Annotated in this window: 17 protein-coding genes; 6 read left to right on the forward strand and 11 right to left on the reverse strand. The window is 68.6% G+C overall.

What is annotated here, in order from left to right; translation table 11 throughout:
- Nucleotides 1-16: 16 nt before the first annotated feature.
- Together QTI51_RS11685 and QTI51_RS11690 are read right to left on the reverse strand one after the other, a co-directional pair.
- Nucleotides 17-1321 (reverse strand): MFS transporter, encoded by a 1305-nt coding sequence (locus QTI51_RS11685; protein ID WP_116907226.1) that lies wholly within the window; start codon nucleotides 1319-1321, stop codon nucleotides 17-19.
- Complete coding sequence (locus QTI51_RS11690) at nucleotides 1318-2109, reverse strand: aldolase (RefSeq protein ID WP_286515815.1); 792 nt, start codon at nucleotides 2107-2109, stop codon at nucleotides 1318-1320. Before QTI51_RS11690 ends, QTI51_RS11685 begins: the two co-directional genes overlap by 4 nt.
- 202 nt (nucleotides 2110-2311) lie before the next feature.
- Here QTI51_RS11690 and QTI51_RS11695 point away from each other — a divergent pair, with 202 nt between their 5' ends.
- Nucleotides 2312-3286: an AraC family transcriptional regulator gene (locus tag QTI51_RS11695; RefSeq protein ID WP_165840254.1), complete on the forward strand. Its 975-nt coding sequence runs from the start codon at nucleotides 2312-2314 to the stop codon at nucleotides 3284-3286.
- Between the two features lie 366 nt (nucleotides 3287-3652).
- Here the strand turns inward: QTI51_RS11695 and ilvB are convergent, their stop codons facing one another.
- On the reverse strand, nucleotides 3653-5452 hold the full coding sequence (gene ilvB / locus QTI51_RS11700; protein ID WP_116907224.1) for a biosynthetic-type acetolactate synthase large subunit: 1800 nt from the start codon (nucleotides 5450-5452) through the stop codon (nucleotides 3653-3655).
- A 65-nt stretch (nucleotides 5453-5517) separates the two neighbouring features.
- Between ilvB and QTI51_RS11705 the strand changes: the two genes are divergently transcribed.
- Complete coding sequence (locus QTI51_RS11705; RefSeq protein ID WP_207786605.1) at nucleotides 5518-6012, forward strand: Lrp/AsnC family transcriptional regulator; 495 nt, start codon at nucleotides 5518-5520, stop codon at nucleotides 6010-6012.
- 67 nt (nucleotides 6013-6079) lie between these two features.
- Entirely contained in the window at nucleotides 6080-6781 is a 702-nt protein-coding gene (locus QTI51_RS11710; protein WP_132748709.1) for a hypothetical protein, read from the forward strand.
- A gap of 30 nt (nucleotides 6782-6811) precedes the next feature.
- Here QTI51_RS11710 and QTI51_RS11715 read toward each other — a convergent pair whose 3' ends face one another.
- Nucleotides 6812-7792, reverse strand: coding sequence for an OmpA family protein (locus QTI51_RS11715; RefSeq protein ID WP_116907222.1), 981 nt, complete (start codon nucleotides 7790-7792; stop codon nucleotides 6812-6814).
- A 471-nt stretch (nucleotides 7793-8263) separates the two neighbouring features.
- Here QTI51_RS11715 and QTI51_RS11720 point away from each other — a divergent pair, with 471 nt between their 5' ends.
- Nucleotides 8264-8599: a hypothetical protein gene (locus tag QTI51_RS11720; RefSeq protein ID WP_116907221.1), complete on the forward strand. Its 336-nt coding sequence runs from the start codon at nucleotides 8264-8266 to the stop codon at nucleotides 8597-8599.
- A 106-nt stretch (nucleotides 8600-8705) separates the two neighbouring features.
- On the opposite strand, the gene QTI51_RS11725 is transcribed toward QTI51_RS11720, so the two are convergent.
- The 3 genes from QTI51_RS11725 to QTI51_RS11735 all read right to left on the reverse strand — a co-directional run bounded on the left by QTI51_RS11725 (nucleotide 8706) and on the right by QTI51_RS11735 (nucleotide 10454).
- The gene (locus QTI51_RS11725; RefSeq protein WP_132748706.1) at nucleotides 8706-8954 is read right to left on the reverse strand and encodes a hypothetical protein; all 249 of its coding nucleotides are present in this window, start codon (nucleotides 8952-8954) and stop codon (nucleotides 8706-8708) included.
- 12 nt (nucleotides 8955-8966) lie between these two features.
- A complete protein-coding gene (locus QTI51_RS11730; protein ID WP_132748702.1) occupies nucleotides 8967-9287 on the reverse strand; it encodes a hypothetical protein in 321 nt (106 codons plus the stop codon).
- Between the two features lie 273 nt (nucleotides 9288-9560).
- Nucleotides 9561-10454, reverse strand: coding sequence for a LysR family transcriptional regulator (locus QTI51_RS11735; protein WP_116907218.1), 894 nt, complete (start codon nucleotides 10452-10454; stop codon nucleotides 9561-9563).
- An 89-nt stretch (nucleotides 10455-10543) separates the two neighbouring features.
- Here QTI51_RS11735 and QTI51_RS11740 point away from each other — a divergent pair, with 89 nt between their 5' ends.
- Nucleotides 10544-11350 carry an NAD(P)H-dependent oxidoreductase gene (locus QTI51_RS11740; RefSeq protein ID WP_116907217.1) on the forward strand — a complete coding sequence of 269 codons (807 nt, stop codon included), beginning with the start codon at nucleotides 10544-10546 and terminating at the stop codon, nucleotides 11348-11350.
- Between the two features lie 6 nt (nucleotides 11351-11356).
- Here the strand turns inward: QTI51_RS11740 and QTI51_RS11745 are convergent, their stop codons facing one another.
- The 4 genes from QTI51_RS11745 to QTI51_RS11760 form a co-directional block, all read right to left on the reverse strand.
- On the reverse strand, nucleotides 11357-13453 hold the full coding sequence (locus tag QTI51_RS11745) for an alpha/beta hydrolase domain-containing protein (protein ID WP_116907216.1): 2097 nt from the start codon (nucleotides 13451-13453) through the stop codon (nucleotides 11357-11359).
- Between the two features lie 79 nt (nucleotides 13454-13532).
- Nucleotides 13533-14498 carry a Bug family tripartite tricarboxylate transporter substrate binding protein gene (locus tag QTI51_RS11750; RefSeq protein WP_116907215.1) on the reverse strand — a complete coding sequence of 322 codons (966 nt, stop codon included), beginning with the start codon at nucleotides 14496-14498 and terminating at the stop codon, nucleotides 13533-13535.
- 52 nt (nucleotides 14499-14550) lie between these two features.
- Nucleotides 14551-14922: an AtuA-related protein gene (locus QTI51_RS11755; RefSeq protein WP_116907214.1), complete on the reverse strand. Its 372-nt coding sequence runs from the start codon at nucleotides 14920-14922 to the stop codon at nucleotides 14551-14553.
- Nucleotides 14919-16310 (reverse strand): acyclic terpene utilization AtuA family protein, encoded by a 1392-nt coding sequence (locus tag QTI51_RS11760; protein WP_116907213.1) that lies wholly within the window; start codon nucleotides 16308-16310, stop codon nucleotides 14919-14921. The genes QTI51_RS11755 and QTI51_RS11760 overlap by 4 nt, the downstream gene beginning before the upstream one ends.
- Nucleotides 16311-16424: 114 nt before the next feature.
- Between QTI51_RS11760 and QTI51_RS11765 the strand changes: the two genes are divergently transcribed.
- Nucleotides 16425-17342: a LysR family transcriptional regulator gene (locus QTI51_RS11765; RefSeq protein ID WP_116907212.1), complete on the forward strand. Its 918-nt coding sequence runs from the start codon at nucleotides 16425-16427 to the stop codon at nucleotides 17340-17342.
- Nucleotides 17343-17393 lie beyond the last annotated feature (51 nt).

Genomic DNA, 17393 nt, shown 5'->3' on the forward strand with positions numbered 1-17393 from the left:
TGACCGGCAATGCCGCTCACTCGTTGGACGTCGGCCGCATCCCCCACGCGCAGCCCGCCGCCAGCAGCCCCAGCACCGCGACATACACGCCCACCGGCACGATGCTCGAGTACGTCGCCACCAGCGTGGCCGCGATGATCGGCGCCAGCCCGCCGCCCAGCGCCGCCGCGAACTGGATGCCGATGGAAATGCCCGAGTAGCGCAGCTCCGGCGGAAACTGCGCCGCGTACAGGTTCGACTGCGGCGCGAACATCAGCGGGTAGTTGACCGACAGCGCCACCACCATCGCCACCGTGTACGCCGTGAGCGACCCGCTGCCGATGGCCTGGAACAGCGGCACCGCCATGAGCGCCAGCAGCAGCCCGCCGAACACATAGAGCCGCCGCGCGCCCACCTTGTCGGCGAGCCAGCCGCTGGCCGGTATGGTGAACACCATGGCCGCGGAGCCCGCGATCAGCGCCTGCAGCGCATCGGCGCGCGAGAAGCCCAGGCGGCTGGTGGCGTACGAGATGGAGAACACCAGGATCGTGTAGATCAACGTCACCTCGGCCAGCTTGCCGCCGATGCTCAGCAGCAAGGGCTTCAGGTGCGCGACCACCACCTCGCGCGCCGGCAGCGCCGCGGTCTTGTGGTGCACCTTCACCTGCATGAACTCGGGCGACTCCTGCACCTTCATGCGAATGAAAACGCCCAGCACGATGAGCACCGCGCTCGCCAGAAACGGCAGCCGCCAGCCCCAGCTCAGGAAGCTCGCCTCGGGCAGCCGCGTCACCAGCGCGAAGGCCCCCGACGACAGCAGCACGCCGATGGGCGCGCCCATCTGCGGCATGCTGCCGACCAGCGACTTCCACTTGGGCGGCGCATGTTCCACGGCCATCAGCATCGCGCCGCCGAGCTCGCCGCCGAACGACAGGCCCTGGCCGATGCGCAGCAGCACCAGCAGCAGCGCGGCCCACATGCCGATCGACTCGTAGGTGGGCAACAGGCCGATCAGCACCGTGCAGATGCCCATCAGCAGCAGGCTCAGCGTGAGCATCGACTTGCGGCCCAGCCGGTCGCCGTAGTGGCCGAAGACGATGCCGCCCAGCGGGCGCGCCAGCATGCCGCTGGCAAAGGTGCCGAAGGCCGCCAGCGTGCCCACGGTCGGGTCGAAGTGCGGAAAGAAGAGCTTGTTGAACACCAGCGCGGCGGCGGTGCCGTAGGCCAGGAAGTCGAAGGCCTCGATGGCCGTGCCCACCATGGTGGCGGCACCGATCTTCCACATGCTCTGGCGCGGGTGCTGAGCGGCGGCCGGCTGCAGCGGCGGGGCGATGGTGTTCATGGCTGCTCCTGCGTGATCTGCCGCGCGAACATCGCGAAGCTGGCGTTGACGATGCTGCGCTGCAGGAGGAAGTCGTGCGACTCCTTCGCCAGCACCGGGTCCACCAGCTTGAGCCGCCCGTAGGCCGACTGCGCGATGAGCTGGTTGCGCGCCGCGCGCTCGATGAGCACCGACAGGTACAGCGACTCCTCGATGCTCGGCGTGGCCGCCAGGAAGCCGTGGTTGGCCAGCAGCACGCAGCGCTTCTGGCCAAGCGCGGCCGAGATGATCTCGCCCTCCACGTCGGCGATCGGCAGGCCGGGCCACTCGGCCAGAAAGGCGCAGTCGTCGAAGAAGGGCGTGGCGTCCATGTGCGCGACCTGCAGCGGCTCGCCCGTCATCGACAGCGCCGACACGTAGGGTGGGTGCGTGTGGATCACGCAGTTGACGTCGGGCCGGCGCCGGTACACCCACAGGTGAAAGCGCACCGCGGGGTTGGGCACGCCGCGGCCTTCCAGCACGCGCAGCGAGTCGTCGATGCGCATGACCGAGTGCGCGCGGATCTCGCCGAAGGCATGCGCCAGCGGCGTCGTCAGGAAGGTGCCGTCGGGCTGGCGCACCGTCACCTGGCCGGCCAGGGTTTCGGAGTGGCCCTCCTTGGCGAGGATGCGGCAGCTGAGGGCGAGCTTCTCGGCCTCGCTCCAGTGGCCGTAGCTGAGGCCATCTAGGGAAGAAGACGGGGATGGGGATGGACTGCCGTGCGGGCTGTCTTGCAGGCTGCCTGGCGGGGTCTTTGCGGTATCGGTCAAGCGATGGCTCCTCTTTCATTGGCGGGGTGGGGCCAATGTAGGAAGCGATGCGCGGTTTGCTCTTGCGCGTGGGCGCACGCGCATTGATCGGGCGTGCCAACTAGTGGAAAGTCTCGACGCCGCCGCGATGGCGGCGCGCCTAGACTGCAGCCGCCGAGCCCGCCTGGCACGAAGCGTGCGCACCCACGGCAGGAGCCCCACCATGCACCACGACACCGCACCCGAACTGAGCTTCGCGCCCTGCTTCCGTCCCTTCTATCCGGGCGACGTGCAGGGCTACTCGAACGCGCTCGACACGCTGGTCTACCCCGGCGAGATGAGCGTGCGGGACAGCAACCCGCGCATGAGCCTGGAGGCCTGCCGACTCGTGGGCGGCGGCCTGGCCATCAGCTTCACTTCGACCCCGCTCGCGGTGCGCCACGACACCGCGCTGGCCAGCGCCGGCGGCATGGGCGACGTGCTGGCGATGATCGCGGTGGAGGGCGAAGGCACCATCGACCAGGGCGGAATAAGCATGCCGTTTCGCCCCGGCGACATCACCTTTCGCACCACGCGGCTGCCGTCCACCTGCACGCTGACCGCGCCCGGCAAGATGGTGATGCTGCGCGTGCCCGCCGGCCGGTTCTTCGGCATCTACGCGGATTTGCACGACCGCTTCGTGCCGTCGATCGCGCGTGCCGATTCGCACTTTGCGCAGGCCGCCCTCGCGCACATGGGCCATGTGTTTGCGGGCACGCCGCAGGCCGCGCCGGCACTGGCGTATTTTTCAGAGCAGTCGTTCGTGTCGCTGCTGGCGGCGACCTACTGCGAAACGGTGAACGACGAAGCCGCCGACGGCAAGCGCCGCGAGCGCGACCGCTGGCAGCGGCTGGTGGCCTTCATCGAGGCCCACCTGGGCGACCCGGAGTTGTCGGTGGACGCGGTGTGCAAGGAGCTGGGCATTTCGCGACGGCTCGCGCACCGCCTGTTCGAGGCGCAGCGCACGCAGTACGGCGCGTACCTGAAGGCGCGGCGGCTGGAGCGCGCGAAGAGCGAGCTGCAGAACCGCAGGCTCGACCACCTGAGCGTTTCGGAGATCGCGTATCGCAACGGCTTTGGCGACGCGAGCCATTTCAGCCGGTGCTTCAGGAGCGAGTTCGGCATGCCGCCAGGGGCGTATCGCAGGTCGCCGGACTGAAGAATTGCTCTTTAAGAATTACTCCCTCTCCCGCTTGCGGGAGAGGGTTGGGGTGAGGGTGAGCGGCGATGGAGGCCGCGCGACGTTGCCAGGCCCCCTGCCCTCACCCTAGCCCTCTCCCGCAAGCGGGAGAGGGAACAACGCGCAATTGCCACTGATTGCGCCCTGATGCATGACCCCCTCTCCCGCGAGCGGGAGAGGGAACAACGCGCAAATGCTACTGATTGCGCCCTGATGCATTACCCCCTCTCCCGCTTGCGGGAGAGGGTTGGGGTGAGGGTGAGCGGCGATGAAGGCCGCGCGACGTTGCCAAGCCCCCTGCCCTCACCCTAGCCCTCTCCCGCAAGCGGGAGAGGGGACAACACGTCACTCCCCTTCGTACCACCTGTCCTTCGCCAGCATCACCCGATGGTGCCCATGCCCCGACGGCATCATCGGAAAGCAGTTCTCCTGCGCCGCCACCTGCACGTCCAGAAAGAACGGCCCTTCGCTCGCCAGGCATTCCGCCAGCGCCTCTTCCAGCTCCGCCGGGTCCGACACCCGCCTTGCGCCCCAGCCGAAGGCCTTCGCCAGCGCCACGAAATCCGGCAGCGCCTCGTTCCAGCTGTGGCTCAGCCGGTTGCCATGGTTCAGCTCCTGCCACTGGCGCACCATGCCCATGTAGCCGTTGTTGCACAGCACCAGCTTCACGCCCGCGCGGTGCTGCACGGCGGTGGAAAGCTCCTGGATGTTCATCAGCACCGAGGCGTCGCCGCTCACGCACACGGCCAGCGACTCGGGGTGGCCGATCTGCGCGCCGATGGCCGCCGGCAGGCCGTAGCCCATGGTTCCCGCCCCGCCCGAGGTCAGCCAGTGGCGCGGGCTGTTGAAGCGCAGGTATTGCGCGGCCCACATCTGGTGCTGGCCCACGTCGGTCGAGACGATGGTGTCGCGCCCGCCCGCGTCGATGGCGCGCTGCAGCGTCGACATCAGCTGCTGCGGCAGGATCGCGTCTTCGCGCGGCGCGAAGGCCAGGCAGTCTTCGGCGCGCCAGCGCTCGATGCGCGCCCACCACGGCGCCAGCCGCTCGGGCGCGAAGCCCTCGGCGGGCAGCAGGTCGAGCAGGCCGCTCAAGATGGCGCCGCAGTCGCCCACCATCGGCACGTCGACCTGCACCACCTTGTTGATGCTGCCGGGGTCGATGTCGATGTGGATCTTGCGTGCGTGCGGGCAGAACTCGTCGAGCTTGCCGGTCACGCGGTCGTCGAAGCGCGCGCCCACGCACACCACCAGGTCTGCCTCGTGCATGGCCAGGTTGGCCTCCAGCATGCCGTGCATGCCCAGCATGCCGATGAACTTCGGGTCCGACGCGGGGAACGCGCCCAGCCCCATCAGCGTGAGCGTGCACGGTGCGTGCAGCAGCTCGACCAGCTTCACGAAAGCCTCGCACGCCTGCGGGCCCGAGTTGACCAGCCCGCCCCCGCCGTAGATGACGGGGCGGCGCGCGGTCGAGAGCAGGTCGGCGGCGCGCTGCATCATGGCCCGGGGGGGCAGCGGCGCGCGGCTGGTGCGCAGCGGACGAAGGGGCCGCTGCAGCGCCGCCGGTTCAGAGGCGTGGCCCAGGCGGTTGAGCTGGATGTCCTTCGGCACGTCGAGCAGCACCGGGCCGGGGCGGCCGGTGCTGGCGATTTCAAGCGCGCGGCGCACCAGCGAAGGCACGTCGTCGGCCGAGCGTACCTGCTTGTTCCACTTGGTGACCGAGCGCGACATGCCCAGCGCATCGCTCTCCTGAAAAGCCTGCGTGCCGATGACCGCCGTGGCCACCTGCCCGCTGATGCACAGCACCGGCACCGAGTCGCTCATTGCATCGAGCAGCCCGGTGATGGTGTTGCCCACCCCGGGGCCCGAGGTGACCAGCACCACGCCCACCCGGCCGGTGCTGCGCGCATAGCCCTCGGCCGCGTGCACGGCGGCCTGCTCGTGGCGCACCAGCACGTGGCGCAGCCGCGGCTCGCCGTGCAGCGCGTCGTACAGCGGCAGCGCGGCGCCGCCGGGGTAGCCGAAGATGGTGTCCACGCCGCACTCGACCAGCGTGTCGAGCAGGGCTTCGGCACCGTTGCGGATGCGGGCTGGCGCCTCGGGGTGGAGGGACAGGGTGTTCGTGAGGGGTAGGTCGAGCAGTCGCATGCCGTCAATTCTTCCGGTTTGCGCGCAAAATATGCTTCTTTCTTTTGGCTCATTGAGCGCGATTCATGAAAATCAATCGGCAAATCCCTGGTGACGGCGAAGGATCTTTTGACAAGACCGATCTGGCGATCCTGCGCGTGCTGCTGCTCGACTCGCGCAAGACGCTGCAAGACATCGGCAACGAGGTGGGCCTGTCGCCCACCAGCTGCTGGACGCGCATCAAGAAGCTGGAGGCCACGGGCGTCATCAAGCGCTACACGGTCGATGTCGATCCGGCCAAGCTGGGCTACCACGACTCGGTGATCGTGCAGGTCACGCTGGAGAGCCACACCGACGAGACCCTGTACGACTTCGGCCGCACGCTGGCGACCATTCCGGAGATCCAGGAGGCCTACCTGGTGTCGGGCGACTACGACTACTACATTCGCATCGCGGTGCGCGACACGCGCGACTACGAGCGGCTGCTGCGAGAAAAGCTCTACAAGATCCCGGGCATCCGGCACAGCAAGTCGCACTTCGTGCTGCGGGTGCTGAAAGAGGCGAGCGTGCCGGTGATCTAGAAAACGCCGCACTCGCGTACGGAGGTGCGAACATGGCGGCGCACTGGAACTCCCAAAGGATCTTCGGATGTTCGACTTCTTCAGGAAAAAATCCCCGGCCCCCGGCTCGGCTCCTGCTGCATCACCCGCCGCATCACGGGCTGCCGAAACCGACACCGCGCCCAGTCCGCTGCACGAGCCCGCCGGCCACGCCGTGCCCCCTCCCCTGGCCGGGCGCGACGGCCACGTGGGCGCCATCGAGGCCATCACGCTCGACGGCACGATGTACTTCTTCGGCTTCGACTTTCGCAGCGACCTGGTGCTGTCGCCGCTCATCGCCGATGCCGCGCTGATGGCGCGCTTTGCCAGCCGCCACATGGCGCAGCGCGACGGCAAGCACGACGAGGCCTACTGGCGCGAGCTGGTCGGCCATGCGGTCGAAGACTCGCAGCTGTGCAGCGACGAGGGCGGCCGCAGCTTCGACAGCCAGATGCTCGCCGCCACCATCGCGCGGCTGGACCGCGTGCGCCGCGAAGGCGCGCTGGACCCGGGCTTTGCCATCGAATACCACCTGCGCTACCTGCTGGGCGCGGCCGGTGGATGGGAGGTGCCCGAAGAAGCCGGCACCGACGACCCCGACCTGTGGATCGCGCAGATCGCGGGCGACAAGCCGCTGGACGACGGCGCCTCGCCGCAGCACATCGCCTCGCGGCTGCAGAAGCACCTGAACGCGCTGGTCGACGCGGCGCCGGGCAACTGGCGCTATCGCTTCGCCGCGCTGCAGCGCTGACCTGCTCAGCAGTTCAGTTGCTGCAGCGGTTCAGAGCCGCACCAGCTCCACGCGCCGGTTCTTCGCGCGCCCTGCCTCGTTGTCGTTCGGCGCCACCGGCTCCGACGCGCCCGCCCCGCGCGTGGTGAAGCGGCGCGGGTCCACCCCCGCCTTCACCAGCACCGCAATCACCGCCAGCGCGCGGCGCTTCGACAGGTCGTCGTTGTGCTTCGCATCGCCCTGCGCGTCGGTGTGGCCCACCACCGACAGCTTCAGCGGCGGGTTGCCGCGCATGAGCTTGGTCATCTCGTCGAGCGTGGGCTGCGACTCAGGTTTGATCACGTCCTTGTCCAGATCGAACAGGATGCCGTAGAGGTTGATGCGCCCCGTGTCGGCCAGGCTCTTCTGCATGGCCGAGGCGTCGACGAAGACGATCTTGTTGTCTTCCATCGCCTTGGTTTCCACCACGCGCACGAAGGCGTGGTTGCCCACGTCGGCGTTGTGCTCGGCCAGCGCAATGCTGGCGTACACCGTGCCCGTGGGCCCGGTCTTTTTGGCGAGCAGGTAGCGCCCGCTCACCGCGAAGTAGTTGCGCGCGTAGTCGCCACGGCTGCCCAGCCGCGGCCACTCGGGGTTGTCGAAGGCCAGCGCAAAGTCGTAGGGCGTATTGGTGTCCACGCTGTTGGGGCGTGGCTTGTAGCAAGAGGCGTTGGCCGTGCCGCAGGTGAAGAGCACGTCGAAGCCCTTGGCCTTCAGGCTCGACTCGTAGTTGCGCTGCACCTCGAGCAGCGAGCGCTCCTTGGGCAGCTTGTAGAGGTAGAGCGTGACCTTGCCTTCGACCTGCAGCAGCTCGGGCTTGCCGCCGCCCCAGTTCTGGAACGGCTCCTTGATGAGGCCGACCTCGTCGTACGCCGCGGCCTTGTAGCCGTCGAGCACCGCGCCTTCGTAGCGACCGACCAGCGGGTGGTCCTTGCCGGGTTCGGCGGCGAGCGCGGCCACGCAGAGCAAGGCGGCGACGGCAAACGTTGCCATGTGGGAGGCGAGCTTTTTCATCGGAGGCGTCGAAAGGAGCGGCAACGTGTCGGATGCTAGGTCGGGCATCGGCTGTTGGGCATTCGACGGATGGCCTATGCCGTCGCGCACGCCGGGTCGCTTGCCCGATCGACGTGTTCACCGAGCGCGTGCAACGTTGGGCAACCATTGATTCGCGCCGTCTGAGACTTACTAGCGCTTTCAGTTTCCCCGACCGCGCATTGCCTCTCTAAAGTGGACGCCCCAACCACTCAAAACTTCGCCCAGTGGGCAACGAAAGGCATCGCACACACAGAACGTCGAACCAATGAATGAATGAATGAATGAGAGAGCCGCTGGCTTCGCGGCGGGCCTTCGGTGCGGCATGCATCGGATGCGAACGCGAGGCAAAGAAGGCGACGGCCGGGGCGTAACAGCACCCCGACCGTCTGACCACCTGAAGTGCAAAACCTTTGAAAGAACGCACGACAAATGGCTAAACGAATTATGGCCCGGCCCTCCACGCCGGAATCTCCCGCAGCAGTTCACACAGCAGCTGCTTCTGCACCGCCCGCTGAGGCCCCGGCTGCGGCCACCGATGCAGGCCACGCCGGCCCCGGCGCGGCCGATCTCCTCGAGAACAAGCTGGAGCAGTTGAGATCGCTGCTGTGGTGCTGCCGCGGCGAAGGCATCGAATGGACAGGCGCCAACGGGCCCACGCACCTGGAGAACATGCTCTGGATCGCGTCCGACCTCGTGAGGGAAGCGTCGGAACTCTTCGAGCGTTGCGCTGGCGATTGGAAGGCCAAGGCCAACGCGAAGGCCTGAAGCGCACGCTGCGAGCGGCGATGCAGGCACTGTCTTGCATCGCCGCATTTGCTTCGGCTGTGCACTGCCGCTGCCTGCATGCGGCGCAGGCTGCAATTGAAAGCAGCTACGCCGCCGCGATCCGATAACGGCGCATGCCGTCGACAGAAGCGAAGGTCTCCGCGTCGATGCCGAGGATGGATTCGCCGTTCGCCAGTTGATGCTCGACCTTCACGGGCAGGTCATACACGAGCTCGCCGGTCCTGAGCCGCAGGCGCTCGAAGATCGTGAGCTGGACCACCGCATGCAGCTTGCCGTCGCCCTCCGACACACGGAACGTGAGCGCCTCGCGGCGTGCGTATTCATGAAGGGGCATGGGGCTGGCGACTTACTGAAGCGGGGCCAGCGGCTCGGTTTCGCGAACCACGAAATAGCGGCGTATGCCCAGTTCTGCATCGAAGTCGCCGTTGCCGTTCAGGCGCACGCGTGAGCCGTCGGCCAGCTCGTATTCCACGCCGCGCGGGGTTTCCTGGTCGTAGTCCTTGCTGATGCTCAGGCGGCGCTCGAAGGTCGTGAACTGGATGACGGCGGACTCCACGCCGTGGGCATCGACAACCGCAAATCGGGCCGTCTCGCGGCGGGTGAACTCATAGGTAGCCATCGTCATTCGTCCGTGGTGTGCGCAGCCGCTGCCGGGGGTGTCGAGCATTCGTGTCGACGACCTTGTACCGGGCAGCATCACGATGGGGTTGGCTTAAGGGTTAGCCACGATTGTGCGAGCCGATGCAGCGGTTCGAGGCGGTTGTAGCCTCGATGTAACACGATTTAATTCCTATCTTGGGATAGATTTTTTGGGCTTTCAAAGGGGGGTGAAACTTGCCGCGCACAGGCCCCGCAGGGTCCAAGACTCTCAACGATGTTGAGAGTCTTTGGCCTCGTCGTCGCCGCTGCGGCTCCTGGACCACTTCGAGCGCAAGAGAAGCTACAAGCTCCCCGCAATCCACTCCCGCAACCACCGATGCCCCGCATCCCGATGCCTGCGCTCGTGCCACAGCATCGCCATCTCGTACCCCGGCACTTCCAGCGGCGCCTCCACCACCTTCAGCCCCGGCGCGCCGCGCGCCAGCCGCTCGGGCAGCATCGCGACCATGTCGGTCTGCGCCAGCACGGTCATCATGAAAAGAAAGTGCGGCACCGACAGCGCCACGCGGCGCGTCAACCCCTTCTCGGCCAGCGCGTCGTCGGTCGGCCCGGCGAAGCCACCGCCGCCCAGCGACACCACCACATGCTCCAGCGCGCAGAACTGCGCGAGCGTGGGGCGCCGCTTCAGGCGCGGGTGGCCTGCCCGCCCGGCCAGCACGTAGCGCTCATGGAACAGCACGCGGCGGTGCAGGCCAGGCGGCGCGCCCACGCTGGTGTGGAAGAACAGGTCGATCTCGCCCTGCTCCAGCTGCCGCGCCATGCGCGTCGGCACGGCGTCGACCACGGCCAGGCGCGTGTGCGGCGCGGCGGCGCGCAGGCCGGGGAGCGCGGGCAGCAGGATGGCCGACTCCGCATAGTCGGCCGCGGCCACGCGCCAGGTGGTGGTGGCCTCGGCCGGGTCGAACGGCTTGGTCGGCGCCACCGCGCGGCCCAGCGACTCGAGCGCTTCCCTCAGCGGCTCGCGCAGCTCGTCGGCGCGCGCGGTGGGGCGCATGCCGCGTTGCGCGGGCACCAGCAGCGGGTCGCCGAAGGCCTCGCGCAGCTTGGCGAGCTGCACGCTCACCGAAGGCTGCGACAGGTTCAGGCGCTCGGCGGCGCGGGTCACGTTGCGCTCGGCCAGCAGGGTGTCGAGCGTGACGAGCAGGTTGAGGTCGAGGCGGCTGAAATTGTTCATGGCAATGGCTGGAATTCAGACTATTCATTTCCAATATATCGCGTGATTCCCTAACCTGCGGGCTTCTTCATTCGTCCTCTCGTGAAACCATGAACATCCTGCTGGTTCTTGCCCACCCCGAAACCGCCTCGCTCAACGGCTCGCTGCACCGCTTCATGCACGATCGGCTCCAGGCCGCGGGCCATTCGGTGCAGGTGTCAGACCTGTACGCCATGCGCTGGAAGCCCGCGCTGGACGCCGACGACTTTCCCGCGCGCGACACCGCCGCGCGCTTCGACCCCTCCCTCGATTCGCTGCGCGCGTTCGAGGCCGGCACGCAAACGCCCGACGTGGCCGCGGAGCAGCAGAAATTGCTGTGGGCCGACGCGGTGGTGCTGCAGTTTCCGCTGTGGTGGTACTCGATGCCCGCCATCTTGAAGGGCTGGGTGGAACGCATCTACGCCTACGGCTTCGCGTACGGCGTGGGCGAGCATTCGGACACGCACTGGGGCGACCGCTTCGGCGAAGGCACGCTGGCCGGCAAGCGCGCGATGCTGGTGGTGACGACCGGCGGCTGGGCCTCGCACTACGCGCCGCGCGGCATCAACGGGCCGATGGACGACCTGCTGTTTCCCATTCAGCACGGCGTCCTCTACTACCCCGGCTTCGACGTGCTGCCGCCCTTCGTGGTGCATCGCACGCACAAGGTGGACGAGGCGGCCTATGCGCGCATCACCGAAGAACTGGGCGCGCGGCTCGACGCGCTGTTCACCGCCGAGCCGATTGCGTTTCGCCCGCAGAACGCGGGCGACTACGACATTCCCGCGCTCACGCTGCGGCCCGACATTGCGCCGGGGCAGACAGGGTTCGCGGTACACACGTCACACACATCGGACATGGCCCCGCGTGCGGGCTAGCAGCGGCTACGGCAGCACCGGGTTGGCGACCGCGTTCGCAATTGCCGCGTCGGCATCCACGCGCAGCATGAAGCGCCTGGCCACCAGGTCGTTGGCCGCCGAGGTGAGCGCGGCGACATAGCCGGCCTGGTCCACGTAGCGCTCCTGCACCGACGGGCGCGGGTCGCCCGCGCGCAGCGCTGGCGTCTTGGCGAACGGAAAGTACGCGCCGAACAGCCCCGCCTGGTCGATGCGGCCGGGCACGTTGCTGGTGTTCCAGCCGGTGTTGGTGCCCAGCGGCACGGCCACGTCCAGGCTGCGGATGCCGGCGACGTCGTTGCCGTCGGCGTCCACCTGCGGCACCAATATCGCGTAGTCGCGGCCCAGCCTGGCCGGCGGCACCTGCGTGGCGATGCCGCTCTCGTCCTGCGGGCGGTAGCCGGGGCCCCAGTCGAGCAGCGAGTAGGTGTTGACCAGCCCGGTGTAGCTCGCGCCCGGAATCGCCGGAAACCTCACCTGCTGCGGGCGCACCAGCGTGCCATCGGCCAGCCGGGGCACCTGGTTGTCGGGCGGCGTGGTGCCGCGCACGACCCAGTCTTCGAGGTTCTGGTACAGCGCGCGCACCACCGGAATGACGCTGGTGTTGGCGTTGGTGGCATACAGCGCGCCGGCGCCCGCGCCCGGCACCGACGCCAGGCCCAGCAGGTGGTGCGAGCTGGCGTAGTAGTAGATGCGCGCGTTGCCGGGCTGCACCAGGTCGACGCTGCCCCACGCATCGGTGAGCAGCGGCGAGCCCTGCAGGGTCCAGAACTCGGTGCCGCTGAAGCCGATGAAGAGCTTGGGGCAGGTGCCGCTGGCTTCGCAGCGCGACAGGATGCCGCCGCGGCGCTGGGCCACGTCGTCCACGTAGTCCTTCGACAGGCCCCGCGCACCGGCCTGGCCGAAGGCCGTGTGGTCGGCGCGCACGCCGCCGCCGCCGCCGGGCACCGAGAAGCGCATGTTGATGTTGGTCTGGCGCGCGGCAATCTGCGCGAACACGCCGTCGAACACCTTGGCGCCCGCGGTGTCCTCGTTGAAGCCGAGGTGCACGAAGGTCTTCATGAAGTTGCCGCACTGCGACACACCCGATGCAATCGTGTTGCGGATGGCCGCGGCCACCGGGTTGGCGGTGCCGCCCGCATCGCTGGCGCTGCGGTGGAAGAAGCCGATCATGTCGCGCAACGCGGCCAGCCCCAGACCCATGACCTTCGGGTCTTTGGCGATGTAGACCAGCTCGTACAGGTACGCCGGGTCCCACTTGTCTTTCAGGCACACGCTGGTTTCGTCGGGCGTGCCGGGGAACGGCGTGGCCGTATTGCACTTCGCAAACTTCCATTCGCTCGCGGGAATGAGCTGGCGCGCGTCGCCCTCGTTCACGCGGCGCGTGAGCACGTAGCCGGGCTGCGTGTTGTCCAGGCTGGCCGTGGCGTAGGCCTGCATGGCCGCGTTGAAGGGGCCGCCGGGCAGCGGCAGCGAATCGTTGGTGGCGGCGGTGGGCAGCAGCTCGGCGCGGTAGGTGCCGGTGATGCTGCTGCCGTCGGGGTTCTTCGCGACCGGCACTTTCAACGTGAGCTTGCCCGGCCCGGCCGGCACGTCGCCCTGCCATGCGGCCGTGAGGAACACGTAGCCGCGCGAGGCGAAGTACGGGTCGAGGGCGACGATGTTGCCGCGGTTGGGCGCGTCGTAGCGCAGCACGCCGCTGACCTTGGCCATGTCCTTCGGCTTGAACAGCACGAAGTCGGACGTGTACTCGACCTTGCCGTTGGCATTGAGCGGCGCGAGCTGCAGGTCTTGAATGATCGCGTTGCGCGGGTCCTTGGGGTCGACCTCGCCGGTGAAGGTGCCGCTGAGCTTCTCGTAGGCACCGGCGCTGCCGAAGGTGCCGGGCACGTCTTCGGTGGCGGTGATGGCGAGCTTGTATCGGGGCGCGGCAGTGGTCACGGGTGGCGTGGTCACGGGCGGGGGCGTGGTGGTGGGCGGTGGCAGCAGCAAGCCGCCCCCTCCTCCACCGCCGCTGCCGCCGCAGGCGCTCAGAAAAAGGGCGGCCGAAGCCACCGTGGCAGCCGCAAGGCTCCAGCGTTTCATGGTTTGTCTCCTGTTGTGTGTCTTGTGTCTTGTCAGGGGGCGGCGCCGGTCTCCGCTACGGCGTGCGGGGCTTCGGCGGCTATTCGGCCTCGATGCCGGCGGCCTTCACGATGCGGCCCCACTTCTGCGACTCGGCCGTCTGGAACTTGCCCAGCTCTTCGGGCGACGTGGTGAACACCTCGGTGCCGGTGGGCTCGTAGAAGGCGGTCCTGGCGGCCTCGCTCTTCGCGGCCTTCACCAGCAGTTCGTTCAGGCGCTTGACCACGGCGGGCGGTGTCCTGGCCGGCGCGTAGGCGGCAAACCAGTAGCCCATTTCGTAGCCCTTCACGCCGGCCTCGGCAATGGTGGGCACGTCGGGCGCCAGCGGCGAGCGCGCGGCGCTGGAGATGCCCAGCGCGCGCAGCTTGCCCGCCTTCACCTGCGGCAGGCCGGTGGCGGTGTCGGTGATCATCATGTTGATCTGGCTGCCCAGCAGGTCGGTCACGGCCAGCGTATTGCTCTTGTAGGGCACGTGCAGCAGCTTGATGTCGGCCATCTGCTGCAGCAGCTCGCCCGCCATGCGGCTCGACGAGCTGCCGCTGCCGAAGCTGTACTTGCCCGGGTCTTTCTTCGCGAGCGCGATGAACTCGCCCACGCTCTTCGCGGGGAACGACGGGTTCACCACCATGATCTGCCCGCCCTTGCCCAGCGCGGCGACGGGTGCGAAGTCTTTCACCGGGTCGTAGGGCAGCTTCTTGAACAGATGCTCGTTGGCCGCGTGCGTGGTGTTGGTGGTGATGAGCACCGTGTAGCCGTCTGCCGGTGCCTTGGCCACGGCCTGCGAGGCGATGAAGCCGCTGGCGCCGGCCTTGTTGTCGATGATGACGGCCTGCTTGGTCTCGGTGGCAATCTGGTTGCCGAGCGCACGCGCGATCTGGTCGGTGGCGGTGCCGGCCGCGAAGGGCACGACGAAGGTGATGGCCTTCTCGGGAAAGGCCTGCGCGTGGCCGAGCAAGGGCGCCAGGGCCAGCGCGGCGGTCAGCACGGTGAGGGGAAATCGTTTCATTGTTTTGTCTCCGGATGGCATGGGTGAAAAGAAAGAAAGGAAAGGCGTGCCGCTACGGCCCCGCCAGCAAGGGCACCAGCGCGCGCGGCACGCGAACGGGCATGTCGAGCAGCAGGAAGGACAGCGCCTTGCCGTGCGCGTCCAGGTTCAGCGCGTCGTTCACGCCGCCGTCGAGCACGGCGTCGAGCACGAAATTCATCGCGTGCAGCTTGGGCAGCACGAAGCGCTGCACCTGCGACGGCGCACGGTGGCGAAACTGCGCGGACACGCGCTCGGGCGTGAGCTGCTCGACCAGCACGTCGAACAGCTCGGCGTGCCAGGCGATGACGCTGATGTTCGAGCGGTCGCCCTTGTCGCCCGTGCGGCCATGGGCGGCGCGGTACAGGGGCACCTCGACAGTGGTGGCGGTGTCGGTCGTGTTCATGCCAAGGCCTCCGCAGCCAGCAGCTCGAAGTGAACCGGAATGGCATCGCGCGGCAACAGGCACGACAGCGTGTTCAGCCGCGGCGTGAGCGCGGTACGCACGCCGCCGCCGCCCGCCGGGCCGCAGGTGTAGAGCGCCATCACCTCGCGCGCCAGCCGCTCGGCCTGCGCGCGCTCGGTGTGCGTGGCCGCGACGCGCAGGCGCACGTCGCGCAGGCCGGTGTCGGGCGTGTCGGCCAGCGCGCGGCCGGCGTCGTCGCCGAAGATGCTCAGCGCGCCGATCAGGTCGACACGCAACGTAAGGCCCGTCAAACGCTGCCTGAGCACATCCGCAGCCAGGCGCGCGCGTGCTTCCGCACGTGGCCCTGCGTAAGAGATCTCGCCCTCGGCCAGCCAGCCGCCTTCATGGCACACGTTGACCTTGTAGCGGCCCGGCCGCGCGTGGCCGCGCACGCCAAACAGCTCGACGCGGTCTTCACCCGGCAGCGCGCGAACCTCCGCTTCGGAGATGTCGGCCACCACATCGGGCGTCAGGTAGGCGGCCGGGTCGTGCACTTCGTACAGCAGCTGCTCCTTCACCGTCGCCTCGCTCACGAGGCCGCCGGTGGCGTCGGCCTTGCCGATGGTGCAGCGGCCGTCGGCGTCGATCTCCGCGATGGGGAAGCCCACCGCCGCCAGCCCCGGCACGTTCTTGTAGCCCGGGTCCGCGAAGTAGCCGCCGCACACCTGCGCGCCGCACTCCAGCAGGTGGCCCGCCATGGTCGCGCGGCCCAGCCGGTTCCAGTCGTCGGCGCGCCAGCCGAAGTGCGACATGGCCGGCCCCACGGTGAGCGAGGGGTCGGCCACGCGGCCGCACACCACGATCTGCGCGCCCGCGTCCAGCGCGGCGGCGATGGGCTCCGCGCCGATGTAGGCGTTGGCGCTGACCACGCGCAGCCCGTTCATCTGCTCGCCCAGCGCTTCGGTCAGCAGCGCGCGGTGCGCGGGGCCCGACAGGTCGTCGCCCTCCACCACCGCGATGCGCGGCGCGTCGGCGCCCAGCTCGCGCGCCATGCGGGCGATGTGGCGCGCCGCGGCGCGCGGGTTGGCAGCGCCGAAGTTGCTCACGATGCGAATGCCGTGCGCCAGGCAGCGCGCCAGCACGGGCCGCAGCATGTCGTCGAGCAGCGGCTCGTAGCCCGCGCCGGGGTCGGCGCGGCGGCGCAGCTGGGCCAGCGCCAGCGTGCGCTCGGCCAGCGTCTCGAAGATCAAAAAGGCGCGCTGGCCCTTTGGCCCGGCGGCGAGCCGCGCGATCAGCGTGTCGACCACGGGCCCCGCGGCGTCGGTGCGGTCGCCGGAGAAGCCGGCGGCGCAACCGATCAACAGCCTGGGCGGTTCTGTAGGGTTCATTGGCGTGCACTGTAGGCAGCGCCTGATCATCCGTAAAATCGAAAGTTCGGATCAATTGATCTGCTTTTCAAATAGCAAAGCCGGCCACCTTCGCCATCCTTCCCTCCTCTAGACATGCGAAAGACGCCCGACCTCTCCACCCGGCAGTTGCGCGCCTTCATGGCGCTGGCCGAGCACCGCAACTTCACGCGCGCGGCGCATGCCTGCCACCTGTCGCAGCCGGCGTTCAGCGCGCTGATTCGCACGCTGGAAGACGCGGTGGGCACGCGCCTGTTCGACCGCGACACGCGCAGCGTGCAGCTCACGCCCGAGGGCCTGCTGTTCGAGGGCTCGGCGCGCCGCCTGCTCGACGACATGGGCAGCGCCATGGACGACCTGGCCGACCACGTCGAGCGGCGCAAGGGCCGCGTGCGCGTGGCCGCGCTGCCGTCGCTCGCGGCGGGCTGGCTGCCGGCGGTGTTCGCGGAGTTCATGCAGGCCTGGCCCGGCATTCGCGTCGACCTGGACGACGCGCTGTCCGACGCCTGCATCGCGCTGGTGCGCAACGGGCAGGCCGACTTCGCGCTGGCAGCCTCGGGCGCGGGCGGCACGGCCGACAGCGACCTGCGCGCGCGCAAGCTGTGCAGCGACCGCTTTCACCTGGTGTGCCGCGCCGACCATCCGCTGGCGCGCGAGCCGCGCCTGACGGTGAAGAAGATCGCGCCCTACCCCTTCGTGCAGATGGCGCGCAACAGCAGCGTGCGCCAGGCCCTCGACGTGGCGCTGCACCCGCAGCGCATGAACGCGGTGTTCGAGGTGGAACACCTGGCCACCGTCATGGGGCTGGTCGAGGCGGGGTTGGGCATCAGCGTGGTGCCGGCGCTGACGCTGTTCCACTTCCAGCGCGAAACGCTGGTGACAAGGCCGCTGCCGGTGGCGGCGCTGACGCGCACGCTGTACCTGGTGCAGCGGCGCGAGGGCAGCCTTTCAGTGGCGGCGCAAACGCTGCACGACCTCATCGTGCAGCGGCTCGGGTCGTTGAAGCTGGACTGAGGCGGGCGGCGGTGGTTCAGGCCACCGCGTCGGGGACGCCGGCCGTGCCCG

Source organism: Variovorax sp. J22G73 (genome assembly GCF_030317035.1).
Lineage (GTDB): Bacteria > Pseudomonadota > Gammaproteobacteria > Burkholderiales > Burkholderiaceae_C > Variovorax.